At 65.0% G+C, this 25,074-nt stretch carries 27 protein-coding genes; 9 read left to right on the top strand and 18 right to left on the bottom strand.

From position 1 onward, the window contains the following. Window positions 1–2: 2 nt before the first annotated feature. Genes ACE10W_RS11395 through ACE10W_RS11385 form a run of 3 tightly spaced genes read left to right on the top strand, consistent with a single transcriptional unit; the run spans window position 3 to window position 3,066 of the window. Window positions 3–1,352 carry an aspartate aminotransferase family protein gene (locus ACE10W_RS11395; RefSeq protein ID WP_304551613.1) on the top strand — a complete coding sequence of 450 codons (1,350 nt, stop codon included), beginning with the start codon at window positions 3–5 and terminating at the stop codon, window positions 1,350–1,352. Between the two features lie 12 nt (window positions 1,353–1,364). Then, on the top strand, window positions 1,365–2,378 hold the full coding sequence (locus tag ACE10W_RS11390) for an amino acid ABC transporter substrate-binding protein (RefSeq protein WP_011085693.1): 1,014 nt from the start codon (window positions 1,365–1,367) through the stop codon (window positions 2,376–2,378). Between the two features lie 49 nt (window positions 2,379–2,427). After that, a complete protein-coding gene (locus ACE10W_RS11385; RefSeq protein ID WP_304551610.1) occupies window positions 2,428–3,066 on the top strand; it encodes an aspartate/glutamate racemase family protein in 639 nt (212 codons plus the stop codon). Here ACE10W_RS11385 and ACE10W_RS11380 read toward each other — a convergent pair. Beyond that, window positions 3,063–3,710: a TetR/AcrR family transcriptional regulator gene (locus ACE10W_RS11380; RefSeq protein WP_028172406.1), complete on the bottom strand. Its 648-nt coding sequence runs from the start codon at window positions 3,708–3,710 to the stop codon at window positions 3,063–3,065. The two genes, ACE10W_RS11385 and ACE10W_RS11380, sit on opposite strands and share 4 nt — an antisense overlap. Window positions 3,711–3,866: 156 nt before the next feature. Between ACE10W_RS11380 and ACE10W_RS11375 the strand changes: the two genes are divergently transcribed. The 5 genes from ACE10W_RS11375 (at window position 3,867) to ACE10W_RS11355 (ending at window position 8,636) form a co-directional block, all read left to right on the top strand. Beyond that, the gene (locus ACE10W_RS11375) at window positions 3,867–4,076 is read left to right on the top strand and encodes a ferredoxin (protein WP_060911080.1); all 210 of its coding nucleotides are present in this window, start codon (window positions 3,867–3,869) and stop codon (window positions 4,074–4,076) included. 66 nt (window positions 4,077–4,142) lie between these two features. Then, window positions 4,143–5,363, top strand: a complete 1,221-nt coding sequence (locus tag ACE10W_RS11370; protein ID WP_161535860.1) for a cytochrome P450 — start codon at window positions 4,143–4,145, stop codon at window positions 5,361–5,363. Window positions 5,364–5,396: 33 nt separating this feature from the next. Then, window positions 5,397–6,719 carry an MFS transporter gene (locus ACE10W_RS11365; RefSeq protein WP_304551602.1) on the top strand — a complete coding sequence of 441 codons (1,323 nt, stop codon included), beginning with the start codon at window positions 5,397–5,399 and terminating at the stop codon, window positions 6,717–6,719. Between the two features lie 4 nt (window positions 6,720–6,723). Beyond that, window positions 6,724–7,386, top strand: a complete 663-nt coding sequence (locus tag ACE10W_RS11360; RefSeq protein WP_161535861.1) for a sulfite oxidase-like oxidoreductase — start codon at window positions 6,724–6,726, stop codon at window positions 7,384–7,386. Window positions 7,387–7,412: 26 nt separating this feature from the next. Beyond that, window positions 7,413–8,636 (top strand): bifunctional alpha/beta hydrolase/OsmC family protein, encoded by a 1,224-nt coding sequence (locus ACE10W_RS11355; protein ID WP_304551600.1) that lies wholly within the window; start codon window positions 7,413–7,415, stop codon window positions 8,634–8,636. 61 nt (window positions 8,637–8,697) lie between these two features. Here ACE10W_RS11355 and ACE10W_RS11350 read toward each other — a convergent pair whose 3' ends face one another. After that, window positions 8,698–10,128, bottom strand: a complete 1,431-nt coding sequence (locus ACE10W_RS11350) for a PLP-dependent aminotransferase family protein (RefSeq protein WP_304553728.1) — start codon at window positions 10,126–10,128, stop codon at window positions 8,698–8,700. A gap of 101 nt (window positions 10,129–10,229) precedes the next feature. On the opposite strand from ACE10W_RS11350, the gene ACE10W_RS11345 reads away from it, so the two are divergent. Beyond that, a complete protein-coding gene (locus tag ACE10W_RS11345; RefSeq protein WP_304551598.1) occupies window positions 10,230–11,144 on the top strand; it encodes a DMT family transporter in 915 nt (304 codons plus the stop codon). Here ACE10W_RS11345 and ACE10W_RS11340 read toward each other — a convergent pair. From ACE10W_RS11340 to ACE10W_RS11265, 16 genes are all read right to left on the bottom strand, one after another. Then, entirely contained in the window at window positions 11,123–12,178 is a 1,056-nt protein-coding gene (locus tag ACE10W_RS11340; RefSeq protein ID WP_304551595.1) for a YeeE/YedE family protein, read from the bottom strand. The genes ACE10W_RS11345 and ACE10W_RS11340 overlap by 22 nt on opposite strands. Window positions 12,179–12,180: 2 nt before the next feature. After that, window positions 12,181–13,185, bottom strand: a complete 1,005-nt coding sequence (locus ACE10W_RS11335) for a zinc-binding alcohol dehydrogenase family protein (RefSeq protein WP_304551593.1) — start codon at window positions 13,183–13,185, stop codon at window positions 12,181–12,183. Between the two features lie 51 nt (window positions 13,186–13,236). After that, window positions 13,237–14,568 carry a phenylacetate--CoA ligase PaaK gene (gene paaK, locus ACE10W_RS11330; protein WP_304551591.1) on the bottom strand — a complete coding sequence of 444 codons (1,332 nt, stop codon included), beginning with the start codon at window positions 14,566–14,568 and terminating at the stop codon, window positions 13,237–13,239. A 32-nt stretch (window positions 14,569–14,600) separates the two neighbouring features. Next, window positions 14,601–15,050, bottom strand: coding sequence for a hydroxyphenylacetyl-CoA thioesterase PaaI (gene paaI, locus ACE10W_RS11325; protein ID WP_161535868.1), 450 nt, complete (start codon window positions 15,048–15,050; stop codon window positions 14,601–14,603). A 101-nt stretch (window positions 15,051–15,151) separates the two neighbouring features. After that, on the bottom strand, window positions 15,152–16,234 hold the full coding sequence (paaE, locus tag ACE10W_RS11320; RefSeq protein WP_304551589.1) for a 1,2-phenylacetyl-CoA epoxidase subunit PaaE: 1,083 nt from the start codon (window positions 16,232–16,234) through the stop codon (window positions 15,152–15,154). 2 nt (window positions 16,235–16,236) lie between these two features. Further along, on the bottom strand, window positions 16,237–16,740 hold the full coding sequence (paaD, locus tag ACE10W_RS11315; protein WP_011085678.1) for a 1,2-phenylacetyl-CoA epoxidase subunit PaaD: 504 nt from the start codon (window positions 16,738–16,740) through the stop codon (window positions 16,237–16,239). After that, window positions 16,734–17,510 (bottom strand): 1,2-phenylacetyl-CoA epoxidase subunit PaaC, encoded by a 777-nt coding sequence (gene paaC, locus ACE10W_RS11310; protein ID WP_304551586.1) that lies wholly within the window; start codon window positions 17,508–17,510, stop codon window positions 16,734–16,736. The genes paaD and paaC overlap by 7 nt, the downstream gene beginning before the upstream one ends. After that, window positions 17,510–17,797, bottom strand: coding sequence for a 1,2-phenylacetyl-CoA epoxidase subunit PaaB (paaB, locus tag ACE10W_RS11305; protein ID WP_008136594.1), 288 nt, complete (start codon window positions 17,795–17,797; stop codon window positions 17,510–17,512). The genes paaC and paaB overlap by 1 nt, the downstream gene beginning before the upstream one ends. Window positions 17,798–17,807: 10 nt before the next feature. Beyond that, a complete protein-coding gene (paaA, locus tag ACE10W_RS11300; protein WP_028172418.1) occupies window positions 17,808–18,800 on the bottom strand; it encodes a 1,2-phenylacetyl-CoA epoxidase subunit PaaA in 993 nt (330 codons plus the stop codon). Between the two features lie 76 nt (window positions 18,801–18,876). Then, on the bottom strand, window positions 18,877–19,740 hold the full coding sequence (paaX, locus tag ACE10W_RS11295; protein ID WP_304551547.1) for a phenylacetic acid degradation operon negative regulatory protein PaaX: 864 nt from the start codon (window positions 19,738–19,740) through the stop codon (window positions 18,877–18,879). A 235-nt stretch (window positions 19,741–19,975) separates the two neighbouring features. Beyond that, window positions 19,976–20,746 carry an alpha/beta fold hydrolase gene (locus ACE10W_RS11290; RefSeq protein ID WP_038965790.1) on the bottom strand — a complete coding sequence of 257 codons (771 nt, stop codon included), beginning with the start codon at window positions 20,744–20,746 and terminating at the stop codon, window positions 19,976–19,978. Window positions 20,747–20,934: 188 nt separating this feature from the next. Then, window positions 20,935–22,221 carry a DUF445 domain-containing protein gene (locus ACE10W_RS11285; protein WP_304551546.1) on the bottom strand — a complete coding sequence of 429 codons (1,287 nt, stop codon included), beginning with the start codon at window positions 22,219–22,221 and terminating at the stop codon, window positions 20,935–20,937. 135 nt (window positions 22,222–22,356) lie between these two features. After that, entirely contained in the window at window positions 22,357–22,812 is a 456-nt protein-coding gene (locus ACE10W_RS11280; protein WP_011085671.1) for a phasin, read from the bottom strand. Window positions 22,813–23,015: 203 nt separating this feature from the next. Beyond that, entirely contained in the window at window positions 23,016–23,609 is a 594-nt protein-coding gene (locus ACE10W_RS11275) for a GNAT family N-acetyltransferase (protein WP_028172421.1), read from the bottom strand. Further along, entirely contained in the window at window positions 23,606–24,688 is a 1,083-nt protein-coding gene (locus ACE10W_RS11270; protein WP_011085669.1) for an alpha/beta hydrolase, read from the bottom strand. Before ACE10W_RS11270 ends, ACE10W_RS11275 begins: the two co-directional genes overlap by 4 nt. Beyond that, window positions 24,685–25,068: a hypothetical protein gene (locus ACE10W_RS11265; RefSeq protein WP_038965792.1), complete on the bottom strand. Its 384-nt coding sequence runs from the start codon at window positions 25,066–25,068 to the stop codon at window positions 24,685–24,687. Before ACE10W_RS11265 ends, ACE10W_RS11270 begins: the two co-directional genes overlap by 4 nt. Between the last annotated feature and the right edge of the window lie 6 nt (window positions 25,069–25,074).

Genomic DNA, 25,074 nt, shown 5'->3' with positions numbered 1-25,074 from the left:
CCATGAGCACTCGCACCAGCCGCGTGCTGCACCGCTCGCTACGCGAAACGCCGCCCAAGGCGATCGGCGGCGAAGGCGTCTATCTCTTCGCCGAGGACGGACGGCGCGTCATCGACGCCTCCGGCGGCGCCGCGGTCTCCTGTCTCGGCCACCAGCATCCGCGTGTGATCGCGGCGATGGCGAAGCAGGCGTCGACGCTCGCCTATGCGCACACCGCCTTCTTCTCGTCCGAACCGGCGGAAGCGCTCGCGGAGACGCTGGTCGGGCACGAGCCCGGCGGTCTCGCCTACGCCTATTTCGTCAGCGGCGGATCGGAGGCGATCGAGGCCAGCATCAAGCTCGCGCGGCAATATTTCATCGAGCGCGGCGAGCCGCAGCGACAGCATTTCATCGCGCGGCGGCAGAGCTATCACGGCAATACGCTCGGCGCGCTCGCCGCCGGCGGCAATGCCTGGCGCCGGGCGCCCTATGCGCCGCTGCTGTCAGCCGCCTTCAGCCATGTGACTCCCGCCTTTGCTTATCATGAGAAGCACGACGGCGAGTCGGATGCGCAGTTCGTAGCGCGGCTCGCAGCCGAGCTCGAAGCTGAATTTCAACGGCTCGGTCCCAACACCGTTGCGGCGTTACTCGCCGAACCCGTCGTCGGCGCCACCGCCGGCGCGGTGACGGCGCCGGACGGTTACTTCAGGGCCGTGCGCGAAATCTGCGACCGGCACGGTGCGCTGCTCATCCTGGATGAAGTCATGTGTGGCATGGGCCGCACCGGCACCACGCACGCCTGGGAGCAGGAAGGTGTCGCGCCCGATATCCAGGCCATCGCGAAAGGACTCGGCGGCGGTTACCAGCCGATCGGCGCGATGCTCGCGAGCGGCAGGATCATCGACACCATCCGGTCAGGCTCGGGCGCCTTCCAGCATGGCCATACCTATCTGGCGCACCCCCTCGCCTGCGCGGCCGCGCTCGCGGTGCAGGATGTGATCCGCGAGGACGGCCTACTCGATCGCGTCAAGGAGCGTGGCAAGCAGCTCGAGCAGCGACTGACCGAGCGCTTCGGCAATCACCGCCATGTCGGCGATATCAGGGGGCGCGGCCTATTCTGGGCGATCGAGCTCGTCGCCGATCGCGCCAGCCGCACCTCGTTCGATCCGGCGCTCAAGCTCAACCAGAAGATCAAGGCGGAGGCCTTCGCCAACGGCCTCGGCTGCTATCCCGGCGGCGGCACCGTGGACGGCGTCCGCGGCGACCACGTGCTGCTGGCACCGCCCTATATCGCATCAGTCGCCGAGATCGACCTGATCGTCGATAAGCTCGGCACCGCCGTCGACAACGTGTTGCGTAGTGTCAATCATTGAGGGGAGAGTAGCATGATGAGGAAAGTGGTTATCGCAGCCGGCGTGCTCGCAGCATCGGCGGTGGCCGCGCAGGCGGCGACGCTCGACACGGTAAAGAGCCGCGGCACGCTGGTGTGCGGCGTCAGCGCAGGTTTTGCCGGTTTCTCGGCGCCGGACTCGCAGGGCAATTACAAGGGCCTCGACGTCGACTATTGCCGCGCGCTTGCGGCCGGCGTGCTGGGCGATGCCAGCAAGGTGCGTTACGTCTCTCTGACAGCGCAGAATCGCTTCACCGCGCTGCAATCGGGCGAGATCGACGTGCTCTACCGCAACTCGACGCAGACCTATTTGCGCGGCGTGACGCTGGGCCTGCGCCAGGGCCCGATCAACTTCTACGACGGCCAGGGCTTTGTCGTGAAGAAGGACCTTGGCGTGAAGGACATCAAGGACCTCAAGGGCGCCACGGTCTGCGTCGCGCAGGGTACCACGCACGAGGTTACGCTCGGCGATTACGGCCGCGCCAACGGCATCGACTGGAAGCCGCTGGTGTTCGACCGCGTCGACACCATGTACCAGACCTTCTTCGGCGGCCGCTGCGATGCCATGACCCAGGATGCGTCCGCGCTTGCCGGCGCCGTGACGACCGCAGCGCCCAACCCGGCCGACTACGTCGTGCTGCCGCAGACCATCAGCAAGGAGCCGCTCGGGCCCTTCACCCGCAACGGTGACGAGGTCTGGAGCGACATCATCACCTGGCTGCATTACGGGCTGATCGAGGCCGAAGAGCTCGGCGTCACCCAGGCCAATGTCGATGAGATGGCGAAGTCGCAGACGCCGGCGATCCAGCGGCTGCTGGGGGCCTCCGGCGATCTCGGCTCGCGGCTCGGGCTCGACAACAAATGGCTGGTCACGGCGATCAAGGCCACCGGCAATTACGGCGAGATCTATGAGCGCAATGTCGGCAAGGCGAGCCCGCTCAAGCTCGATCGCGGCCTCAACGGCCTCTGGAGCAAGGGCGGCCTGATGTACGCCGTGCCGTTCAAGTAAGGAATTCTCCCTCTCCCCCGCTTAGGGGGAGAGGGAGAAGAGAGATCCCATGCGCATCGCCCTGATCCACGCCCTGAAGCATTCCATTGCCCCGATCGAGGCGGCATTCGCGACAGCGTGGCCCGAGGCGCGGCTGATGAACCTGCTCGACGACAGCCTGTCTGCGGATCTCGCGCGCGACGGCCAGCTCACCGACGCCATGACCGAGCGTTTCCTCGCGCTCGGCGACTACGCGGTGGCAACGGGGGCAAACGCGATCCTCTTCACTTGTTCGGCCTTCGGCCCCTGTATCGAGGCGGTGGCGCGCGCCCATGCGCCGATGCCAGTGCTGAAGCCGAACGAAGCGATGATCGAGCGCGCGGTGACGATGGGCAAGCGGATCGGCCTGCTCTCGACCTTCCCGCCGACGCTGGTCTCGATGCCGCCGGAATTCCCCGCTTCGGTCCAGATCGTGCCGAAACTCGCCGAGGGCGCACTGGCGGCGCTCGATCGCGGCGACCGCGCCACGCACGACCGGCTGATCGCGGACGCCTCGCGCGACTTACGCGATTGCGACGTCATCGCGCTGGCACAGTTCAGCATCGCGGCGACGGCGCCGCTGGTCGCAAAGGCCACCGGTCGCCCGGTCGTGACGACGCCGGACAGCGCGATCGAGAAGCTGATGAGGCTGCTGAAAGCCAGCGCTTAGGCGCCCGCCTTCGTCCGGCGCCGTGCATTCTTGATTGCCAGTGCGAGCGCGGCCTTGGTTTCGCTCACAAAATCCTCGACCAGCTCCTCGCGCGTGGCATGCGCCGGCTCGCCGGTGAACAGGCCCTGCTCGGCCAGCATCACCACGCCATGCACCGCCGCCCAGATCTTCAGCGCTTGCCGTTCGCGCAAATAACCGACCGCCGGCGATTCCAGGGCTTCGATCACGAGCCCAAGCGTCTCGCGCGTCGCCTCGTGCAGCTCGCTGCCCTTGGCCGCGCATGAGACGGTGCGCGAAGCGAACATCAGGCGGTAGATGCCGTTGCGGCGCAGGCCGAAATCGAGCGTCGCCTGCGCCAGCCTCGACAATTTCGATTGCCTGGACGGCTTTGCCATCGCCTCGCGCAGGATCGCGCTGAGCTGCCGGAACGCCTCCGCCGTCACTGCCGCCAGCAGCGCCTCGCGGTCGGCGAAGTGCCGATAGGGCGCCGGCTGCGAGACGCCGAGTTGCTTTGCCAGCGCCTTGATGCTGATCGCCTCGGCGCCGCCCTGCTCTGCCTCGCGCAACGCGGCCTTGATCAGGGCGTCACGGAGATCGCCATGGTGGTAGGTATTCTCGGGCTTGCGAGCGAGTTGTGAACGCATGTTACGGCAAAGCCTATAAGTTTGCGCTTGACAGGGGAAGCCCGCCGCGAATGTAATAGCATATAACTTAGACCGAGCGGCAAATGCCGCCGATAAAATTGACATGAGGAACGCGGGCCGCCTTCCGCGCGCGCGCATACGACCAGGGAAGCCGCCATGACAGAGCGACTGAAGGTTCACGTCGATCCCGACAAATGCCAGGGCCACGCGCGCTGCAAGGCGCTGGCGCCGGAGCTGTTCGAGCTCGACGAATACGGCAACGCGCATGAAGCCGGCGATGGCACGGTCCCGCCGGGACTCGAAGACAAGGCGTGGCTTGCCAAATCCAACTGCCCGGAAATCGCAATCGATGTGATCGAGGAGTAGCGCGAGCTTCCTGTCTGCCCGCGTGCGCGTGATTCCAGCGACCACCAGCCGAGGATTCCCCCCGACATGTCCGACGTCAGCGAGCCCGTCGCCCATCCGCCCGTCACCGACTGGGTCAACGATTTCGACCACACCGATCCGCAATGGACGGACGATCCGTTTCCGATCTGGAATGAGCTGCGCGCCGCAAGCCCGGTCGTGCACACCGAGCGATTCCTCGGCTGCTACATGCCGACGACCTACGAGGCGGTGCGCGAGATCGCCAACGACACCGAGCATTTCTCCTCGCGCCGCATCATCGTCCGCGACGTGCGGCCGGAGATTGCCAGGAATGCCGCCCCGCCGATCACCTCCGATCCTCCCGTGCACAAGCCGGCCAAGCAGTTGCTGCTGCCGCCCTTCACCCCGGACGCGATGAAGAAGCTCGAGCCGCGGGTCCGCGCCATCTGCAACGAGCTGATCGACGGCTTCATCTCCGACGGCAAGATCGATGCCGCAGCGCGCTACAGCAAATACATCCCGGTTCGGGCCATCGCCCATATGCTCGGCATTCCCGAGAGCGACAGCGACCTCTTCGTGAACTGGATCCACATGATCCTGGAGCTCGGCATCAAGGACGAGACCATGCTGCTCCAGGCCGTGCAGGAGATGAGCGCCTATTTCAGGACGCATATCGAGGAGCGCAGATCGAGGCCGACCGACGATCTCATCTCCTATCTGATGAACGCCAAGGACAAGGAAGGTCAGCCGCTGGAAGAGTCCCACGTGCTGGGCTCACTCCGCCTGCTCCTGATCGCCGGCATCGACACCACCTGGAGCGCGATCGGCTCCTCGCTCTGGCATCTCGCCAGAACGCCGGCCGACCGCGAGCGGCTGATCGCCGAGCCTGGTCTGATCCCGATCGCCGTGGAGGAGCTGCTGCGGGCCTATTCGCCGGTGACCATGGCGCGCGAGGTGGTCAAGGAGACCACGATCTCGGGCTGCCCGGTCAAGGCGGGCAACATGGTGCTGCTGTCCTTCCCGGCCGCTAATCGCGATCCAAAAATGTTTCCGGACGCTGACAAAGTCGTGATCGATCGTCGGGAGAACCGCCACGCCGCGTTCGGTCTCGGTATCCATCGCTGCGTCGGTTCCAACCTTGCGCGGATGGAGATGCAGGTTGCGCTGGAGGAATGGCTGAAGCGGATCCCGGATTTTCGCCTCGATCCGGCAGGCACCGTGACCTGGTCGCAGGGCACGGTGAGAGGCCCCCGGCAGTTGCCATTTCTGCTCGGAAAGGCGATGTAGGCCTCTCCAAACAGGGATAGAGAGAGGCCGGACGTGACAGACCAAGTAATCAAACCGGCCTCCGAGCATTTTGACGTCGCCGACGCCGAGCGGCGGATCAAGGCGATCTTCATCGGCTCGATCGGCAATCTCGTCGAATGGTACGATTTCTACGCCTATACGGCGTTCGCGCTCTATTTCGCCCCGGCCTTCTTCCCCGGCAACGACCCGGTCGTGCAGCAATTGAACGTCGCCGTCGTATTCGCGGCGACCTTCCTGATGCGTCCCCTCGGCGGCTGGTTCTTCGGCTACCTTGCCGACCATTTCGGCCGCCGTATCTCGCTGACGCTGTCCGTCGTCTTCATGTGCTTCGGCTCGCTGATCATCGCGGTGACGCCGACCTATGCCACGATCGGGTTCGCCGCGCCGGCGATCCTGGCGCTCGCCCGCGTGATCGAGGGCCTCAGCCTCGGCGGCGAATATGGCGCCAGCGCCACCTATCTCAGCGAGGTCGCCGATCCCAAGCACCGCGGCTTCTATTCCAGCTTCCAATACGTCACCCTGATCGGCGGTCAGCTCACCGCAATCATCGTGCTGCTGCTCCTGCAAAAGGTCTTCCTGACGCCCGACGAGCTGAAGGCCTGGGGCTGGCGCATCCCGTTTGCGATCGGCGCGGCGCTCGCGATCTTTGCCGCGGTGATGCGACGCAATCTGCACGAGACCGAGGCCTTCGAGGAAGCCAAGAAGGTGGTGAAGCCGACCGGTTCGATCACCAACTTGCTGCGCTACCCACGCGAGCTGCTCCTGGTGGTGGGTCTCACCGCCGGCGGTACCGCCGCGTTCTACACCTTCACCACCTACATGCAGACCTTCGTCAAGCTCTCGGTCGGGCTCACCGAAGACCAGACCACCTTCGTGATCTTCGGCACGCTGGTCTTCGCGACCATCCTGCAGCCGATCTACGGTGCGATCTCCGACAAGATCGGCCGCAAGCCGCTGCTGATCTTCTTCGGTGTCGCCGGTACGCTGGCGACCGTGCCGCTGCTGATGACACTGAAGGAGACGAAGTCGCCCTTCATGGCCTTCATCCTGATCTGCTGTGCCTGGCTGTTCGTCGCCGGCTACACCTCGATCAACGCCGTGGTGAAGGCCGAGCTGTTCCCGACCAATGTCCGCGCGCTCGGCGTCGGCCTGCCCTATGCGATCACGGTCTCGATTTTCGGCGGCACGGCACCCGCGATCGCGCTCTACTTCAAGAGCATCGGGCACGAGGAATGGTTCTACTTCTACCTCAGCGGCGTCATCTGCCTGTCGCTGATCATCTATTCCACCATGCGCGACACCAAGCACGCCTCCGCAATGCATCGCCACGAGTAAGCTGATGGCCGACGACAACGAGCCGCCCGACAGCAAGCTGACGCGCACCAAGGAGAAATGGGCGCGCGAGGGCCGCTTCCTCACGGGCAGGATCACGCGTCCGGAAGATCAAAGGCTACCGCCGGGCCAGCACCTCACGAAAGACTGGCCGGTGCTCGACCTCGGAGTCGTGCCACCGGTCTCGCGTGATCGCTGGCGGCTCGACGTCTACGGCGCGATCGAACATCCCGTGTTCTGGACCTTCGCCGAGTTCACCGCACAGAAGCAGGCCCAGTTCACCTCCGACATTCACTGCGTGACGACCTGGTCGCGCTACGACAACCTTTGGGAAGGCCTCGCCACGCACGAGCTGCTCGCGGCCTGCCAGCCGCGCGAGGATGCACGCTTCGTCGTCCTGCATTCCTATGACGGCTACACCACCAACCTCGCGCTGGAAGACTTCGCCGCCGAGGACGCCCTGCTCGCCCATAGCTGGTCCGGCCAGCCGCTGACGGAGGAGCACGGCGGCCCGGTGCGGCTGGTCGTGCCGCATCTCTATTTCTGGAAGAGCGCCAAATGGCTCCAGGCGATCGAATTCCAGACCGAGGACGCACCGGGTTTCTGGGAAGTCCGCGGCTATCATAACCGCGGCGATCCCTGGGCCGAGCAGCGCTATTCAGGCGATTAAGTCCAACCAAGAGACGGGGGAAGGCCATGCCGACGGAACGCTTTCAATTCACCGGCGAAGGCGGCCATCAGCTCGCGGCCGCGCTGGAGCTGCCGGACGGCGAGCCCGCGGCTTTCGCGTTGTTCGCACACTGCTTCACCTGCGGCAAGGACACGCTGGCGGCCAAGCGCATCTCGGTCGCGCTCGCCGCCAAGGGCATCGCGGTGCTGCGTTTCGACTTCACCGGGCTCGGCTCCAGCGAGGGTGATTTCGCCAATTCGACGTTCTCCTCGAACGTCGCCGACCTCGTGCGCGCGGCCGATCATCTGCGTTCGACGCGCAAGGCGCCCTCGATCCTGATCGGCCATAGCCTCGGCGGCGCTGCGATTTTGGCCGCGGCCAGCAAGGTTCCAGAGGCGAAAGCGGTGGTGACCATTGCAGCGCCATCTGACCCCACCCACGTCACCGGCCTGTTCAGGGAACATGTTGATGCGATCCGCGCACAGGGCGAGGTCGAAGTGTCGCTTGCCGGGCGTCCATTCCGTATCAAGCGCGAATTCCTCGAAGACATCGCCGAGCATGAGCTGATGAAGGACGTCACCGGCCTGCACAAGGCGCTGCTGGTGATGCACTCGCCGCTCGACGACACCGTGGGCATCGACAATGCGACCAAGCTCTTCGTCGCGGCCAAGCATCCCAAGAGCTTCGTCTCGCTCGACCACGCCGACCATCTCCTCACCAGGCCGGCCGACGCGCTCTACGCGGCCGACGTGATCGCGGCCTGGGCAAGCCGCTATATCGACGCCGCAAAGCCCGCACAGCCGATGGATCTCGCTGAAGAACCGCGCAAGGTGGTGGTGCAGGAGACGCGCGAGAGCAAGTTCAACCAGATCATCACGGTCGGGCCGCATCATCTGGTGGCGGATGAACCGGTTGCTGCCGGCGGCGAGGATGCCGGGCCAGGCCCTTATGACTTCCTGCTCGCAGGCCTCGGTGCCTGCACCTCCATGACCATGCGCCTTTATGCCGACCGTAAATCGCTGCCACTCGACCGCGTCACGGTCACGCTGAAACATTCCAAGATCTACGCCAGGGATTGTGCGGAATGCGAGACGCGCGAGGGCATGCTCGACCAGATCGAGCGCGACATCGCGATGGACGGTGCGCTCGACGCCGAGCAGCGCAAGAAGCTGATGGAGATCGCCGACAAGTGCCCGGTGCACCGCACTCTGACCTCCGAGATCCGCATCGTGACCAAGGCCGTGGACTAACGCCTTATTGGTTGAGCATGATCTTTTCGGAAAACCGCTTCACACCTTTCCGGATCATGCGCTAGAAGCACGATGCCATCGTCCGCACGGCGGCGCGGATCTCGTTCTCGCGCCATGCTGCAAAGCCGAGCAGCAGGCCGTGATCGCGCGGCCGGCCGAGCGCAAGGCTGGACAAGGCGCGCGTTTCAACCCCCGCTGCGACCAGCCGCTTGACCGCGGCCTGATCAGCGCGACCGCGCTTGAGGCGCGCGACCAGCTGGATGCCGCCCGAGGGCACCTCGGCCGTAAGCACCTCGCCAAGATGGCGCTCCAGTCCCTCGACGAGATGATCGCGGCGCGCGTGATAGAGCCGGCGCATCCGGCGCAGATGCGCGAGAAAATGCCCGTCGGCAATGAACTCGGCCAGCGCTTCCTGGACATGGCTGGCGGCGATCAGCCCGATATGCCGCTGCGCGATCTCCAGGGCGCTGACCAGCGCCGGCGGCACCACGAGATAGCCGAGCCGGATATCCGACGTCATCGCCTTCGAGAACGTGCCGACATAGAACACGCGGCCATGGGTATCGAGCCCCTGCAAGGCCGGCACCGGCCGGCTGTCATAGTGGAATTCGCCGTCGTAATCGTCCTCCACGATCCAGGTCTTGCCGGGCCTGCTCAAGCCAAGAAACTCAGTGCGGCGGGCCAGCGACATCAGCCGCCCGGTCGGATGCTGGTGCGATGGCGTCATGAAGATCAGCGTTGGAGCCGCGACACCAGGCATCCGCTGCATGCCCTGCTCGTCCAGCCTGATGCCGGTCACGCGCGCGCCGGAGGCACGAAAGGCAGCCGCGGCGCCGGGATAGCCGGGATCCTCGACCCAGACCTCGTCACCTTGCGTGATGACGACAGCCGCGATCAAAGTGAGCGCGGCCTGTGCGCTCGGCAGGATCATGATCTGGTCCGCGGTGGCGCGAACGCCTCTGCTGGTCGCCAGATAATGCGCCAGCGCCTCGCGCAAGCGCGGCCGGTTGACGGGGCCGAGATCGCGCCTGGCCGCACGCACGGCGCTGCGGCGCAGACAGCGAGCCCAGACCTCGTTCGGAAACTCCCTGAAATCACCTTGCCCAGGGCGCAACGGTTTTAGCTGCGCCAGATAGGACATCGGCCAGTCCGCCTGCTTGAGCTTCGAGGCCCAGGGAGAGAGGCGCGGCGTGCCCGAGCGGACACCTGATGTCGCGGCGCCAGCTGTTTCGATACGCTCACCGCCGTCGACCGTCACGACCGGGCGCCGCCCGTGCGACGCAGCCAAATACCCTTCGGCGGCAAGCTGCTCGAACGCATAGGTCACGGTATTGCGGGAGACCCCGAGATCGCTCGCAAGCTGTCGGCTCGACGGCAGCCCGCGGCCCTTGCCGATGCGGCCGCTTCCGATCAACTCCCTGAGCTGGCTCGTCAGTTGAGCCATCAGCCCTTCCTCACCGGTCCGCTTCAACTCGATCAAGCCGGCGATCATCTCTTCTGAAACTGGCACCTTGTTCCTTCTCGATCTGGCACTTTTCCAGGTGCCAGCCCGGATGCTATCCGCGAGGCCAGACCGCTTCAAGGACCTCCGAGATGAACTCCCTGTCACCCCGCGCGGCCGTCGGCCTGTTCCTGATCGTCGTGCTGGCCTGGGGTGTGAACTGGTCGGTGACGAAGCAGCTCGTCCAGTTCCTTTCGCCACTGTGGACTTCGGCGATCCGCAGCTGGATCGCCCTGGCTGCCTTGTTCGTGATCCTTGGACTGAGCAACAATCTCGTGATCCCGGAGCGGCGCGACATTCCGGTGGTTCTCAGCGTGGCACTTCTGCACATGACGGTGTTCTCGGTCCTGGTTGCGGCCGGTGTGCGCTTCCTGCCCGCGGGCAAGGCCGTCGTGCTCGGCTACACCACACCGCTCTGGGTCGCGATCGCCGCGCCCCTGATCGGGAACGACACGCTGACCGCGCCAAAGGTCGCCGGCGCCCTGCTCGGACTGATCGGCCTTGCCGTGATCCTGAACCCGACATCGATCGACTGGACCAATGGCAACGTCATGCTCGGCGCCGGCATGGTCATCCTCGCAGCGATCGCGTGGGCCGCAAACATCATCTATATTCGCGCGCATCGCTGGCTCGCCTCCCCGCTTCAGCTCCTGATCTGGCAGGTGTTGGTGGCAACGGTGGTGCTGTCGATCACCGCGGCAATCGTGGATGGCATACCGCACGTCAATTGGTCGCGGAGGCTCGTGCTGCTGTTCCTCTATTCCGGCCTGATCGGGACGGCGCTTGCCTATTGGGCGATGTCGATGGTCAACAAGAGCATCTCGGCGCTGACGACGTCGCTCGGCACCACGGCGACGCCACTCGTCGGCATCGCCAGTGCGGCGGTCCTGCTGGGCGAGCCGATCGACTTGAGCCTTGCTGTCGCGGCCGGACTGATCGTCGCCGGCATCGGCCTGGCAACGCTCGGGGATCGCCTGCTGCGCAGTCAGGCCATCGCGAGAGGTTGAACGCGAAGCGCGCCGCGCAGGCCCGCTGTCGTGCCGAGCAGGATGCCGGCGAGCGCAACGAACGAGCCCAGCGCCAGCGTCGACACGCCGGTAAGCCCCTGTCCGATCGAGCAGCCGAACGCCATCACACCGCCGATCCCCATCAGCGCGGCGCCGCCCGCCGAGCGCAGCATATGGCGCGGCGATGAATAGCCTTCGAGCTTGAAGCGGCCAGTAGCGAGTGCCGTCACCAGACTGCCGGCGAAGACGCCGGCAACCGTCGCGACGCCGAAATTGAGCGTCAGGCCGGTCGATAGCATGGCATATTGCAGGGCATCTGCGATCGGCGCGACGAAGGTGAGCGAGGTCACGGGGACGGGATTGAAGTCGTCGGCGCCGAGATAGCCGGTGACGAACCAGCCGCCGGCAACGAGGACGCCGACGATGACGCCCGCCGCGATCTGGCCAGGCGAACGGCGGAATGTCGGGTGGGCGAACGCAAACAGGATCAATGCCACGACGATCACGGCAGCGGCAATCGCGCGCGAGAGAGCTTCAGCAAGGCCGAGCGTCGCCAGCACGGACGGCAGCGAATTGGCGCCGACGGAGGTTTGCGAGGCCTGAACCAGTGCAATGCGCGCCGGCGCAACCAGGCCCTTGAGCGTCATCTGCGCGGCGATGGCGAGCACGATCACGACCACGAAGGAACGGAGATTGCCGCGGCCGAGCAGCACCAGAGCGCGCGAGCCACAGCCGTTCGACAGCACCATGCCGTAGCCGAACAGCAGGCCGCCGAGGAACAGCACCGGCGCCGAGAAGGATTGTTGCAGGTAGATCGACTTGCCGAGATCGACGGTACCGCTGCCGGCCAGGAGCTGGCTTGCGGCGATCGCGACAGCGATCGCCAGCGCATAGGACCGCACCAGCCGGCCGTCTCCTTCCGCCAGAAGGCCGCGCATGCTGCTCATCAGGCAGAAGCCGCTCAGCAGACCCACGGCGCCGTAGATCAGGCCGATGACGAGGCCGGCGAGGATGACGAGTTGCGTGGATTCCATCGTCACGGCTTCAGGATCACGCGGTCACGCGAGGAGCCGGCGACCGCGACATAGGCTTCCTTGGCGCGCTCCAGCGGATAGATGGCATTCGCCTTGATCGGGAACGGCTTGAGGTGCCCGCTCGCAAAGCCGGGGCCGAGGTCACGCAGCACCGCACCAGTCGCCGTCGAGGACAAGCCGAGCGTGTCGATTCCGACGTAAGTGTGCTGGCCTCTGTAGAATTCGAGAATGTTGAACTGCACGATGCGGTCGATCGCGGCGATCAGGACCTGGCGGCCGCGCAAGGCGAGCGACTTGTGCGCGGCCTGGAAATAGGGATCGCCGACCGTGTTGAAGACGATGTCGGCGCCCTTCCCGGCGGTCACTTCGCGCACCCGCGTGGCGACATCGGTCGCGGAGGCATCGATCACCTCGATGGACGCGTTGCTATGGCCTTCATAGGTCTCGGCCTTGCGCACCACGCCGATGACGCGCGCGCCCTGCCATGTCGCGATCTGCACCGCGGCCTGGCCGACCTTGCCATTGACGCCCAACACCAGAACGGTCTCACCGGCCTTCGGCACGCCGGCGCGGCGAAAGCCCTCCATCGCGGTGACAAAGGGAACGCCGATGCCGGCAGCCTCCTCCCAGGACACCGTCCTGGGTTTCTCCACGACAGCATCGGCCTCGACGACGAGATGGGTTGCGTGGGTGCCGTCGCGGCGGATACCGAGATCGCCGGAGGAACCGAACACCTCGCGGCCGACCGTGCCGGCCGGTCCATCGATCACCACACCGGCGTAGTCGCGGCCCGGCGTGCGCGGAAACACGGCATAGGGCATCAGCCCGGTCGCGGCCTTGACGTCGGACGGATTGACGGCAGCCGCCTTCACCTCGATCAGGAGATCGTTTGGACCCCGCGTGAGCGTCTGACGCTCGACAACCGGCGCAAGCGCGGCCGCGTTCTCGGCCTTGGCATTGAGGCGCACACAGCGCGCTTCGACTGCTTTGGTATCGGCTGGTGACATGGAAAGACCCGCGATTTCTCGCGGGCCTTGTCGCCCTTACGGGTGGTCAAGTCAATCCTTCGGGCGCTTGTCGTAGAGCCGCCTGGCCTTGCCGAGCGAGCGCTCCAGCGTTGCGGGCGCGACCACTCGCACGTTGGAGCTGATGCCGATCGTGTTCTTGATGTGGGTCGAGATCCGGTCGGCATGGTCGACGAGGCCGCGGCCGTCCCAGCTCTCGGGCCGCGCCTCGGCAATGATGGTCAGTTCGTCCATGCGGCCTTCGCGGGTCAATTCGAGGATGAAGTGGCCGCCGCACCAGTCGGTGGCCAGCAGCACCTCCTCGATCTGGGTCGGGAACAGATTGACGCCGCGCAGGATGATCATGTCGTCCGAGCGGCCCGTTACCTTCTCCATCCGCCGCATGCCCGGCCGCGCCGTGCCCGGCAACAGCCGCGTCAGGTCGCGGGTGCGATAGCGGATCACCGGAAAACCTTCCTTGGTGAGCGAGGTGAACACCAGCTCGCCCTTCTCGCCATCCGGCAGCACCGCGCCCGTCTCGGGGTCGATCACTTCGGGATAGAAATGGTCCTCCCAGATGTGCAGGCCGTCCTTGGTCTCGATGCATTCCTGCGCGACGCCGGGACCGATCACCTCGGAGAGGCCATAGATGTCGGTCGCATCCATGTCGAAGGCGTCCTCGATCTCGCCGCGCATCGCATTGGTCCAGGGCTCGGCGCCGAAGATGCCGACCTTGAGCGAACACTGGCGTGGATCCAGCTTCTGGCGCTTGAACTCGTCGAGAATCGCCAGCATGTAGCTCGGCGTCACCGTGATGATGTCGGGGCGGAAATCGTTGATGAGCTGCACCTGCCGCTCGGTCATGCCGCCGGAGATCGGCACCACCGTGCAGCCGAGCTTTTCGGCGCCGTAGTGCACGCCAAGCCCGCCGGTGAAGAGGCCGTAGCCATAGGCGTTGTGGATGATCATGCCGGTGCGGCCGCCGGCGGCGCGGATCGAACGCGCCATGACTTCCGACCAGATGTCGATATCGCGCTGGGTGTAGCCCACGACGATCGGCTTACCTGTCGTGCCGGAGGAGGCATGCACGCGCACCAGCTTTTCGCGCGGCACAGCGAACATGTTGAAAGGATAATTGTCGCGCAAATCCGTTTTCACCGTGAACGGAAACTTCGCGAGATCGGAGAGCTCGCGAAAGTCGGACGGATGCACGCCGGCCTTGTCGAAGGCCTTGCGATAATGCGCGACGTTGTCGTAGGCGTGCTTCAGCGACCAGCCCAGCCGCTGCTTCTGCAGCGCCATGATCTCGTCACGTGAGGCGCGCTCATACGCATCCATTTCGGCGCGATAGGTGGTGCCACCTTCCTTGAGCCTGGTCAGAGCCATCCTCGTTTCCCCACATTGATCTGTTCTTTTCTTTATTGGTCGTGTGCCGGCAACCAAGTGCCGGGAATGACGCGCGAATGCCCGCGGAATTCCGCAATGACGATGTCGCCGGCGGTGACGCGCACGTCGTAGATGCCGGAGCGGCCGCTGCGGGTGACCTCTCTTGCCTTCGCGACGAGACGATCGCCGAGCCTGCCGGGCGTGATGAAGGTGATCTGGCCCTGTGCCGCGACCACGCGCTCATTGTGCGAGTTGCATGCAAACGCAAAGGCGGAATCTGCGAGCGTGAAGATGAAGCCGCCATGGGCGATGCGCTGGCCATTGACCATGTCCGGCCGCACCGCCATGGCCAGCGTCGCGAAGCCCGGGCCGATTTCGACGATCTCCATGCCGAGACCTTTGGAGGCATCGTCCTCCGCCCACATCGCATCGGCGCAGGCGCGGGCAATATCCTCAGGCGACAGGGCGGCTTTGACGTTCACGCGCTTCTCCCGGTCAATTTCCTGCACATGATGTTCTGCTGGTTGGTTCGAGCTGTCAAATAATGCGACGCATTTGCATTGTTGGGTGCTGATCCGCCCGATCAGACATGGTCATAGTCGACCACGACCCGCTCGGACGACGGCTTCGCCTGGCAGGTCAGGACGAAGCCGGCCTTCAGCTCCCACGGCTCCAGCGAATAGTTGATGTCCATCGGCGCCTCGCCCTCGACCAGCTTGGCGCGGCAAGTGGAGCACATGCCGCCCTTGCAGGCGAAGGGCAGATCGACGCCGGCGCGTAGCGCGGCATCGAGGATCGCTTCGTCCTCGGCGACCGGCACGTCGCGGCGCTTGCCGTCGATGATCAGCGAGGCGATCGCCTTCGGTGGCGCGTCGGGTGCAACAGCCTTCTTCGGCCGCGGCTTGCCGCCGAATTCCGAGACGAAGCGCTCGACGTGGATGCGCTCCTCGGCGATACCGAGATCGCGGCAGGTCGCCTCGATGTCCTCGCTCATGCCAGACGGACCGCAGATGAAGACGTGATCGACGCTTCCCGCCGGCACCAGCGAGCGCAGCAGCACCCTCACCTTGTCGCCGTCGAGCCGGCCATGCAGGATCGGAATGTCCTGCTCCTCGCCAGAGATGACGTGGAAGATCGAGAGGCGGTCGATGAAGCGGTCCTTGAGCTCCTCGAGCGCCTCGAGGAACATGATGTTGTCGGTCGTGCGGTTGCCGTAGAACAGGAAGAAGCGGCTATCCGGTTCGCGGGCGAGCACGCCCTTGACGATCGACAGGATCGGCGTGATGCCGGAGCCGGCGGCAAAGCCGACATGGATCCGTCCCGTATCGGCCGGCGCGACCACGCCGAAGCGGCCCGTCGGCGTCATCACGTCGAGTTCGTCGCCACATTTGAGTTCATCGGCGGCCCAGCTCGAAAACGCACCGCCATCGATCTTCTTCACCGCGATGCGGATCTCGCCGTCGTCGGGGCCGGAGCAGATGGAGTAGGAGCGGCGCACCTCTTCACCGTCCAGCATCGTGCGGAGCGTCAGGTACTGCCCGGGCGTGAAAGCGTAATCGCTGGCGAGTTCGCTGGGGATGGCGAAGGTCACCGAAATGGCGTCCGAGGCCTCGCGGCGGAGATCGTTGACGGCCAGGCGATGGAAGCGCGGTGCGGCTGCTGACATGATCAATGACACTTGAAGTAATCGAAGGGTTCGCGGCAGGCCTTGCAGCGCCACAGCGCCTTGCAGGAGGTCGAGCCGAATTCGGACAGCAGCTCGGTCCTGTCAGAACCGCATTGCGGGCACGCGACAGACTGCTCGCCGAACAGCGCGCGGCGCGAGTTTGAAGCCTGTGGCGGCGCGATGCCGTAGGCGCGCAGCTTCCGCCGCCCCTCCTCGCTCATCCAGTCGGTGGTCCAGGCCGGCGACAACACCGTGCGGACCTTCGGACGATGGAAGCCGGCGCGCTCCAGCGCGACCTCGATTTCGAGCGCGATCATGTTCATGGCCGGGCAGCCCGAATAGGTCGGGGTGATCGCGACCTCGACATGGTCGCCGTCGAGAACGACATCGCGGAGCACGCCGAGATCGGCGATCGTCAGCACCGGGATTTCCGGATCGACCACGCTCGCCGCAGCATCCCAGGCGCGCCGGCGCAGATCGGCACCGCTCTCGGACACGGTCACCATGTCTGCCCCGGGAAGGTGCGCTGCATCGATTGCAGCTCCGACAGGAGATGGCCGAGATGCTCGCTGTGCCGGCCCACGCGGCCGCCCTGCTGCATCCAGTCATTCTGCGGCAGCTCGAGCGTGGCCTCGCTGACGACATCGGAAAGCATCTTCAGCCAACGACCGCGCAAGATACCCGGATCGAGGGCGATACCCGCATGGATCAGGGCGCGTTCGCCGTCATCGACGGCAAACATCTCACCGGTGAAGGCCCAGAGGTGATCAATCGCGGCTTGCGCTCGTCGATGGCTCTCGTCTGTGCCGTCGCCGAGCCGGATGATCCATTCCGAGGCATGACGCAGATGATAGGCGCTCTCCTTCTCGGACTTGGCGGCAATGGCGGCGAGCGTCGTGTCGCGCGAGGTCGTCATGGCGCGCCAGTATAGGTCGGCGAAGGCGGAATAGAAGAACTGCCGCACCAAGGTCTGGGCAAAATCGCCGTTGGGCTGCTCGACCAGCAGCAGGTTGCGGTACTGCCGGACGTCGCGCAGGTAGGCGAGCTTGTCCTCATCATTCTCCTTGCCTTCGGCCTTGGCGGCATAGGTGTAGAGCTCGCGTGCCTGGCCGATGAGGTCGAGCGCGATGTTGGAGAGCGCCATGTCCTCTTCCAGCATCGGCGCATGCCCGCACCATTCCGACAACCGGTGACCGAGGATCAGCGCATCGTCGGCGCGGCGCAGGGCGTAGAGCACCAGCGGCGTTTCGGAGACCTGGGTGTTGGCGACCGGCATCACATATGCCCCACTTCTTCGGGCACCTCATAAAACGTCGGATGCCGGTAGATCTTTGACTCCGCCGGCTCGAACATCATGCCCTTCTCGGCCGGATCGCTCGCGGTGATCGCGGTGGACGGCACGACCCAGATCGACAGGCCCTCGCCGCGGCGGGTGTAGATGTCGCGGGCTGCCTGGAGGGCCATGGTGGCATCGCTGGCATGCAGCGATCCCACATGCTTGTGCGCGAGCCCGTTGCGGCTGCGGATGAAGACTTCCCACAGCGGCGTGTTCGGCGTGGCCATCGTGATCTCCTTACTCGGCTGCTTGCGCGGTCTGGCGACGCGCGCGCTTGGCGGCATAGGCGGCGGCGGCTTCGCGCACCCAGGCCCCCTCCTCGTGCGCCTTGCGGCGTGCCGCCATGCGATCCCGATTGCAGGGGCCGTTGCCGGCGAGCACCTGCTTGAATTCGGTCCAGTCGATCTCGCTGTAGCGCCAGTGCCCCTCGGCATCCTGCGTCATGCCGGGATCGGGAATGGTGAGGCCGAGATATTGCGCCTGCGGCACGGTGGCATCGACGAATTTCTGGCGCAGCTCGTCATTGGAGAAGCGCTTGATCTTCCACTTCGTCGAGGTGTCGCTGTGCTGGCTCGTGGCGTCGGGCGGACCGAACATCATCAGCACCGGCCACCACCAGCGGTTCAGCGCATCCTGCGCCATCGCCTTCTGCTCGTCCGAGCCGCGGCACAGCGTCAGCATGATCTCGTAGCCCTGGCGCTGGTGGAACGATTCCTCCTTGCAGACGCGGATCATCGCGCGCGCATAGGGACCGTAGGAGCAGCGGCACAGCGGGATCTGGTTCATGATCGCGGCGCCGTCCACCAGCCAGCCGATGGTGCCGATGTCGGCCCAGGTCAGCGTCGGATAGTTGAAGATGGACGAGTACTTGGCCTTGCCGGCGAGCATGGCATCGACCAGCTCCTCGCGCGAGGCGCCAAGCGTTTCTGCGGCGGCATAGAGATAGAGCCCGTGGCCGCACTCGTCCTGCACCTTGGCGAGCAGTGCGGCCTTGCGGCGCAAGGTCGGCGCACGCGTGATCCAGTTGCCTTCGGGCAGCATGCCGACGATTTCGGAATGGGCGTGCTGGGAGATCTGGCGGGTGAGCGTCTTGCGATAGGCCGCCGGCATCCAGTCGTTCGGCTCGATGCGTTCCTCCGCATCGATGCGGGCCTGGAACTGCGCAGCCCTGCCTGCGTCCTCAAGACCGCGATCGTCGGTCTCGGCCGTGTTCAGCGCCTGGGTGTACATGCGCATCCTCCCGTTTTATTGGGAGATAATATATAACAGAAATTACGTCATGCAAGATATTTCTGTAACATAAAGATCAGGCGCCGAACCTCCGTTCCAGGAGCTTTCGCGCCGCCGGCAATGGCCCTTTTTCATTGGTTCCATGGCCATCAAGCCATTGTTCGGACGGAGCAAGCAGCGCGCGATAGATCTCGCCGCAGAGTTCGCGGGCGGCCCTGCCCGGCCAATCCGCAGGCAACAGGCTCTCGGGCAGCAGCGGATCGCGCAGCACGACGCGGCGATAGTGGTGGATCAGCAGGATCCGCGCGGTGAAGGCGTCGGCGTCGGAGAGAGTCGTTCCGCGGCCGATCGCGGTGCGCAGCGGCTCGAACGTCTTCATGAACTTCAGATAGGCATCCGCGGTGCGATCGAGCGGCCAGCTTGCGCTGAGCAGCCGGCGCCCGCTGTCGTCCTCCGCGGAGACCTCGAGACGGATAGCGCCCGCAGCCTCATCCGGCACCGGCACGCCCGACGGCGCAACCCACACGCCGGGCAGCGGACTGCCGAAGCCGGCATTGCGCAGCGCCTCGCGCGAGGCGTCGCGGTCCTCGCCATTGATCAGCAGCAGCTCGAAACGCCCGGTCCAGTCCGACGGCGGCGGATCGTAGATGTGGCGCGTCGCGGCCTCGAAGGTCTGGTGGCCCTTGTCGGCGAGACGATAGAAACTGTTCCGGCCGACCTTTTCACGCGTCAGCCAGCCGTCAGCCGCCAGGCGCGACATCGCGGTGCGCACCACACCGCTGTCGATGTCCAGGCCTTCGAAGAACTCCAGCAGCGTGCCGAGCCACACCGAGCCCCCGCGCGGCACGATGGCGTCGCCGAACACGGTGACGACGATGGAGCCGGTGCGCGACGGTTCGCGCTTGAGCTGATCGATGATGCGGGAGAGCGGATGCGCCATGTGCGAGGCATAGCGCGTTTGGTGCAGGCGCGACAATGGACGGGAGCGACGCCGTTACTCTCCCTCTCCCCGTTCTTACGGGGCCGCGACGACCTTCGTTCGCGCTGAGAGGGTTGGGGTGAGGGGCTGCCTCAGCAATAAAGGTAACAGACGGACTCGCGGAGACTCCCCCTCACCCGGATTGCATCTTCGATGCAATCCGGCCTCTCCCCGCACGCGGGGAGAGGCAAAGAAGCTACCTATGCGGATCGGGATACGCCAGGCTGCGCCAGCCGCTGCGGTCGAAGGGCTTCCACTGGCCTTCCTTCTGCGCAAGCCGGTCGGCGACAGCGTAAACCGCAGCCGGGTGATGCCCCATGCCGCAATGGCTGCTCTCGATCTCGATGCTCTCGGTCTGCGCGCCGGACTTCTCCATGCAGCCCTGCCAGGCGCAGACGCCGTCGGTGCGGCTGAAGATGGCGGTGGTCGGCACCGGCGGCGGAACGGCGAGCTCGCCGCCGAAGCGCGGATCGACCTGATCGGCCTTCTGCCCGCTCGCCCATTCATAGACGCGCCAGGCATTGGTGGAGCGCGGATCGCCGGCAAAGGGGCTTCCGAGGGTGATCACCTGACGCACACGCTCGGGCATCATCTTGGCGAGCTGGCGCGCATAGAGGCCGCCGAGGCTCCAGCCGACCAGGCTGATCTTGCGGCCATGCGTGTCGCTGAGCTCCTGGACCAGATCGACCATCGCGTGCTGCACGCCCGGACGCAGGCCGTAGTTGCGGCCCTGGCGCCAGCCACTCACCGCGTAGCCCTTGCCTGACAGAAAGGTGCGCAGCGCACGCGTGGACGCGTCCGAGGCCACAAGGCCCGGCAGCACCAGCACCGGATGCCCATCGCCGCGGGGCGCGAGGCTCAGCAGCGGCAGCGCGCCGAGGAATGCGCCGAACTCGTGGATCGCGCGCCCTTCCAGAAACATCAGGGTACGGGACGGCGGACGCAGCGTCTGGGCAGTAGCGGTCATCAATGTTTCCCTTGGGACGGCGCCGGCCGCGATGCCGGCAAATGGGCATGAATTCCAATACGCCGGCTTCTTGAACGTTCCGCAGCGCAACATGAATCAGCTAGGCGGCCGGTGCCTGACATTCAAGCGGGAGAGACGCGGGGCCACAATAGGCCCGCGCGTTAATGCTAACGTCCGTGACGCAAAAGTCACAGCAATCGAAGCAGGAATTCCACGGAGTAGAGCGCAAGTCCGGCCAGCCCGCCGATCAGCGAGCCGTTGAAGCGGATGTATTGCAGGTCACGGCCGATGTTGATTTCGATCAGCGAAATCAGCTGCGCCATATCCCAGGCCTTGACCTGGTCGGAGATGAAGGTGGAGACGCCGCTCTTCTGGTCGGCGACGAAGCTGCGCAGCACCGTCACCAGACCCTTGTTGATCTCGCCGCGCAGTTCGGCATCGCCGGCGAGCGCCTCGCCCGCGGCGACGAACATGCCGACGAGATGATGCTGAAGCACCTGTGTCTCGCCGGAGGCGCTGCGCTCGATGAAGGAGCGCGTGTTGGCCCAGACGGTGCGGGCGAGATCTGCAAGCTCGGGCCGCGCCAGCAGATCGCGTTTCAGGCCGTCGATGCGATCGATGTAGGCCTGGTCGGTGCCGAGCCGGTCGACGAAGGTCAGCACCATGCGATCGAACTCGCCGCGGAACGGATGCTTGGGATCGCTGCGCACCTCGTTGAAGAAGGCCGTGGCCGACGCCACGATCTTGTTCACCAGAAACTTGTCGGCGCGGTAGAGCCTGAGCAGGGTCGGCAACTCCGCGCGCACCTTCTCGCGGATCATCGCCATCGTCTCTTTCTGGTTCAGCGTGTCATGCATCACGCGCAGGAGATCGTCGAACAGGATCTGGTGCCGCCCTTCCGCAACGAAGCCGCGCAGCGTGCCGGCGGCGAGCGGCGCGAGGTCGATCGCCTGGAGCTGCGAGGACATGCGGCGGATGATGAAGGTCATCAGGCCGGAGGTCTCGGTCGCGGAGAAGGCCTCCGGCAACAAACGCAGCGCGAAGCGCGCGAGATCCTCGCTGCGCTTGCGATCGCGCAGCCAGTCGGCAACGAAGGAGCCGAAATCGATCTCGTTCAGCTTGGCCTCGACGGGTCCGGCCTCGAGAAAATGCACCTGGATGAACTCGCCGAGCTTGTCGGCGATGCGGGCCTGGTTGCTCTGGATGATCGCGGTATGCGGGATCGGCAGGCCGAGCGGCCGCTTGAACAGCGCGACCACGGCATACCAGTCGGCGAGGCCGCCGATGGTCGCGGCTTCTGCGAAGGCCGCGATGAAGCCGAACGCGGGATGCACGGGCAGAAGCCATTTCGCGACGACGAACAAGGCCAGCGTCGAGGCCAGCACCAGCGTCGCCATTGCTTTCACGCGGCGCAACTCGGCCGCCCGCTCGGCGTCGCCGGGAGTGTCGAAGGAGAAGGTGGCGGGAGAAGTCATGATTCACCGAGCTTACGTCATTCCGGGACGATCCGCAGGACCGGACCCGGAATGACGACCGATGATGACGGCGGCGCAAAAAACAAGGCCCGCCGAAGCGGGCCTCAAAATTCAGTTTATCAACGCGACGCGCAATCAGGCGGTCTTGTTGTAGACCTTGGCAAAGTTGTCCTGAGCGGACTTCGCACCATTGGCGGCGAGCTTGCCGAGATAGTCGGTGGTCGCCTTGGCGCGCGAGACGAACGCTTCGCCGCGGGAGCGGAGCAGGCTCGACTGGATCTCGACGGCTTCGCTGAACGACTTGGCGGACGCGAGCTTGTCGATGCCCGAGAAGAACGCTTCAGCGTCCTCGTAGATCGCCTGCTGGATGTTGCGGCTGATCTTGCCGGCCTCGGTGACGGACTCGGTCACCGCGTTCTCGACGGCGGCGGTCACGCGCTCGGAGCCAGCGAACACCTCGGCAGCACGGTCCTTGGCGGTGTTGGCGGTCTTCTTGACGAATTCGCGGGCGGCCTCGGGAACTTCCAGGTTCTGGATGTTCTTGAAAGCGTCCTTGAAGCCCTCGAAAGCGGTGTTGGTTTCAGTGGTCATGGGGTTCTCTCCATCCTCAATGGTCTGAGCTATGGGCTCACCCCGTCCGCATTGGCCCGGGGCACGGCTTATATGGCATAGTTAATTGTGCGATGCAACATTCATATTGCACTGCAGTATCACGAAATCGTGAACAGCCTTAACAGGAGGCAATATGATGCCTCCCTCACCAATCCCGGCGAACGCGTGCCTGATCGCGGTCTTTAGAGCTGGACGGCACCTGGCAGCCCATAGGCCTCCATCTGGGCCTGGACCTGCGCGATGTTGTGGCCGAGCACGACAATGTCGTGGGTCTTGCCATCGACATCGCGGACGTGGTCGCGCAGCAGCGCCTCGGCCTTGAAGCCAAGGCTTTCGAACACCGCGATCGCCGCCTGCTGGTCGACCGTCATCTGGACCGAGAGCTTTTCCAGGCCGGCGCCGAGCGCGAGCGCAAAGGTCTCCTGCGACAGCGCCCGCCCCACCCCCTTCCCGCGCACGTCGAGCGAGACCACCATGCGAATCTCGCCGACATGGGGCGACCAGGAATGCGGATCGCGCACCAGCGTGCCGCAGCCGACGACCTTGCCGTCCTTCACGGCGAGCAGGCTCGTGATCGCACCGCGCTCGATCTCCTTGACCCAGGCCGAGAGCACTTTTGGCTCGCTGATGTTGCGGGGCAGGAAGAGCAGATCGTGCGTCGGCAGGCCCTTGCCAAAGGCGAGCACCGCGGCTTCGTCCGCAGGCGACATCAAGCGGATCTCGATCTCGCCGGCGTCGGTCTTGACCTGACGCGGATAGGAACGCTGCTCACTCATGTCGATCTCTTCCCCAGCCAGGAGTCCAGTTTCGGCCACAGCCGTTTCACCGCGTTGGCGCCGGCGACCAGCGAGACGTGCCCGCCCTTCAGCATCACCTCTTCCTTGTCCGCCGATCCAATCTTCGCGATCAAATGTTTTGCGGCATCATAGGGCACGATGTGGTCGTGCTCGGCGACCGCATGCAGGATCGGCACCTTGATATCCTCGAGCTTCGCCGCACGGCCACCGACCGACATGGTGTCGTTGAACAGCTTGTTGTCCCACATCAGGTCCTTGGTGATGGTGCGGAAATACTCGCCCGCCAGCGGCAGCGTATCGGTCGCCCAGCGATCGAACATCCGGTAGGACTTGACGAACTCGTCGTTCCAGATGTTTTCCCAGAGCTGGATCTGGCTCACCGTGCGCGAGGCCGGGCGCAGCATCTCGAACGAGGACAGGATCATCTCCGGCGGCACGTTGCCGATGCTGTCGACAAGGCGATCGACGTCGAAATAGCGGCGGTCGGAGAAATTGGAGAACAGCTTCATCTCGCGGAAGTCGATCGGCGTAGTGAAGCAGATCAAGTTCTTCATTGGCCCGTCCTTGTGGATCGAGCCGTAGAGCAGCGACAGCACGCCACCGAAGCAGTAGCCGATGACGGAGACGTCCTGCTCGCCGGAATCCTGCTGCACGCGGCGGACGCAATCCGGGATAAAGTCGAGGACGTAGTCCTCCATGCGCAGGCTCTTCTCTTCCGGACGCGGCGCGCTCCAGTCGAGCATGTAGACGTCGTAGCCGCGCCTCAGGAGGAACTCGATGAAGCTCTGGCCGGGCACGAGGTCGAGGATGTAGCCTCGATTGGTGGTCGCCATCACGATCAGCACCGGCACCCGGTAGATCTCGTCCGACATCGGCCGATAGTGGTAGAGGCTCATCGTGCCGCGTGAATGCAGCACGTCTTTCGGCGTCGAGCCTAGCGTCGGGCCGGAGGTCGAGAAATATTCGACGCCCTTGATGCTGCGCTGGATTGCGCGCTGCACCTCGGACTGGATGCGCTCCGGGATGGAGGCGAAATCAAGTCCCGTCGGCGCGTTCATTTGGGCTCTCCGCCTTCCGAGGGCGGGCGTTTCGTCCGCGGCGGCCGCGGCGCACCGTCGAAGCCTTGCGAGAGTCCGGAACCTGCCGCCATCTGGCTCAGCATCGACTTCATCTCGCCGATCTGGACCTCGATGGACTGCAGCCGTTCCGCAAGACCCGTGACCTGCTCCCGGCTCGGCAGATTCATGCTGACGAGGTATTTCTCCATGAGCTCGCCGAGCTGCTTCTGAGCACCTGCAGCAACGCCGCCGGCCCGATTCATCGCTTGCGAGAACTCAGGCGACGACATGGCTTGATTGGCGAAAGAGTTGAACCCCTTCTCCATCTCGCCAACCATCTTCTGCCACACGGCAACGGGGTCGTTGGTCTTGTCGGTCATCGGCGT

Origin of the sequence: Bradyrhizobium sp. B025 (assembly GCF_042257955.1) — a bacterium.
Taxonomy (GTDB): domain Bacteria; phylum Pseudomonadota; class Alphaproteobacteria; order Rhizobiales; family Xanthobacteraceae; genus Bradyrhizobium; species Bradyrhizobium diazoefficiens.
The sequence above is the reverse complement of the archived record's forward strand: the minus strand, read 5'-3'. Positions and strand labels throughout refer to the sequence as shown.

Excerpts from the sequence above, each read along its gene's own strand:
- ACE10W_RS11395 (WP_304551613.1), top strand. The coding sequence starts at position 3 with ATGAGCACTCGCACCAGCCGCGTGCTGCACCGCTCGCTACGCGAAACG.
- ACE10W_RS11390 (WP_011085693.1), top strand. The coding sequence starts at position 1,365 with ATGATGAGGAAAGTGGTTATCGCAGCCGGCGTGCTCGCAGCATCGGCG.
- ACE10W_RS11385 (WP_304551610.1), top strand. The coding sequence starts at position 2,428 with ATGCGCATCGCCCTGATCCACGCCCTGAAGCATTCCATTGCCCCGATC.
- ACE10W_RS11380 (WP_028172406.1), bottom strand. The coding sequence starts at position 3,710 with ATGCGTTCACAACTCGCTCGCAAGCCCGAGAATACCTACCACCATGGC.
- ACE10W_RS11375 (WP_060911080.1), top strand. The coding sequence starts at position 3,867 with ATGACAGAGCGACTGAAGGTTCACGTCGATCCCGACAAATGCCAGGGC.
- ACE10W_RS11370 (WP_161535860.1), top strand. The coding sequence starts at position 4,143 with ATGTCCGACGTCAGCGAGCCCGTCGCCCATCCGCCCGTCACCGACTGG.
- ACE10W_RS11360 (WP_161535861.1), top strand. The coding sequence starts at position 6,724 with ATGGCCGACGACAACGAGCCGCCCGACAGCAAGCTGACGCGCACCAAG.
- ACE10W_RS11355 (WP_304551600.1), top strand. The coding sequence starts at position 7,413 with ATGCCGACGGAACGCTTTCAATTCACCGGCGAAGGCGGCCATCAGCTC.
- ACE10W_RS11350 (WP_304553728.1), bottom strand. The coding sequence starts at position 10,128 with ATGATCGCCGGCTTGATCGAGTTGAAGCGGACCGGTGAGGAAGGGCTG.
- ACE10W_RS11345 (WP_304551598.1), top strand. The coding sequence starts at position 10,230 with ATGAACTCCCTGTCACCCCGCGCGGCCGTCGGCCTGTTCCTGATCGTC.
- ACE10W_RS11340 (WP_304551595.1), bottom strand. The coding sequence starts at position 12,178 with ATGGAATCCACGCAACTCGTCATCCTCGCCGGCCTCGTCATCGGCCTG.
- ACE10W_RS11335 (WP_304551593.1), bottom strand. The coding sequence starts at position 13,185 with ATGTCACCAGCCGATACCAAAGCAGTCGAAGCGCGCTGTGTGCGCCTC.
- paaK (WP_304551591.1), bottom strand. The coding sequence starts at position 14,568 with ATGGCTCTGACCAGGCTCAAGGAAGGTGGCACCACCTATCGCGCCGAA.
- paaE (WP_304551589.1), bottom strand. The coding sequence starts at position 16,234 with ATGTCAGCAGCCGCACCGCGCTTCCATCGCCTGGCCGTCAACGATCTC.
- paaD (WP_011085678.1), bottom strand. The coding sequence starts at position 16,740 with ATGGTGACCGTGTCCGAGAGCGGTGCCGATCTGCGCCGGCGCGCCTGG.
- paaC (WP_304551586.1), bottom strand. The coding sequence starts at position 17,510 with ATGCCGGTCGCCAACACCCAGGTCTCCGAAACGCCGCTGGTGCTCTAC.
- paaB (WP_008136594.1), bottom strand. The coding sequence starts at position 17,797 with ATGGCCACGCCGAACACGCCGCTGTGGGAAGTCTTCATCCGCAGCCGC.
- paaA (WP_028172418.1), bottom strand. The coding sequence starts at position 18,800 with ATGTACACCCAGGCGCTGAACACGGCCGAGACCGACGATCGCGGTCTT.
- paaX (WP_304551547.1), bottom strand. The coding sequence starts at position 19,740 with ATGGCGCATCCGCTCTCCCGCATCATCGATCAGCTCAAGCGCGAACCG.
- ACE10W_RS11290 (WP_038965790.1), bottom strand. The coding sequence starts at position 20,746 with ATGACCGCTACTGCCCAGACGCTGCGTCCGCCGTCCCGTACCCTGATG.
- ACE10W_RS11285 (WP_304551546.1), bottom strand. The coding sequence starts at position 22,221 with ATGACTTCTCCCGCCACCTTCTCCTTCGACACTCCCGGCGACGCCGAG.
- ACE10W_RS11280 (WP_011085671.1), bottom strand. The coding sequence starts at position 22,812 with ATGACCACTGAAACCAACACCGCTTTCGAGGGCTTCAAGGACGCTTTC.
- ACE10W_RS11275 (WP_028172421.1), bottom strand. The coding sequence starts at position 23,609 with ATGAGTGAGCAGCGTTCCTATCCGCGTCAGGTCAAGACCGACGCCGGC.
- ACE10W_RS11270 (WP_011085669.1), bottom strand. The coding sequence starts at position 24,688 with ATGAACGCGCCGACGGGACTTGATTTCGCCTCCATCCCGGAGCGCATC.
- ACE10W_RS11265 (WP_038965792.1), bottom strand. The coding sequence starts at position 25,068 with ATGACCGACAAGACCAACGACCCCGTTGCCGTGTGGCAGAAGATGGTT.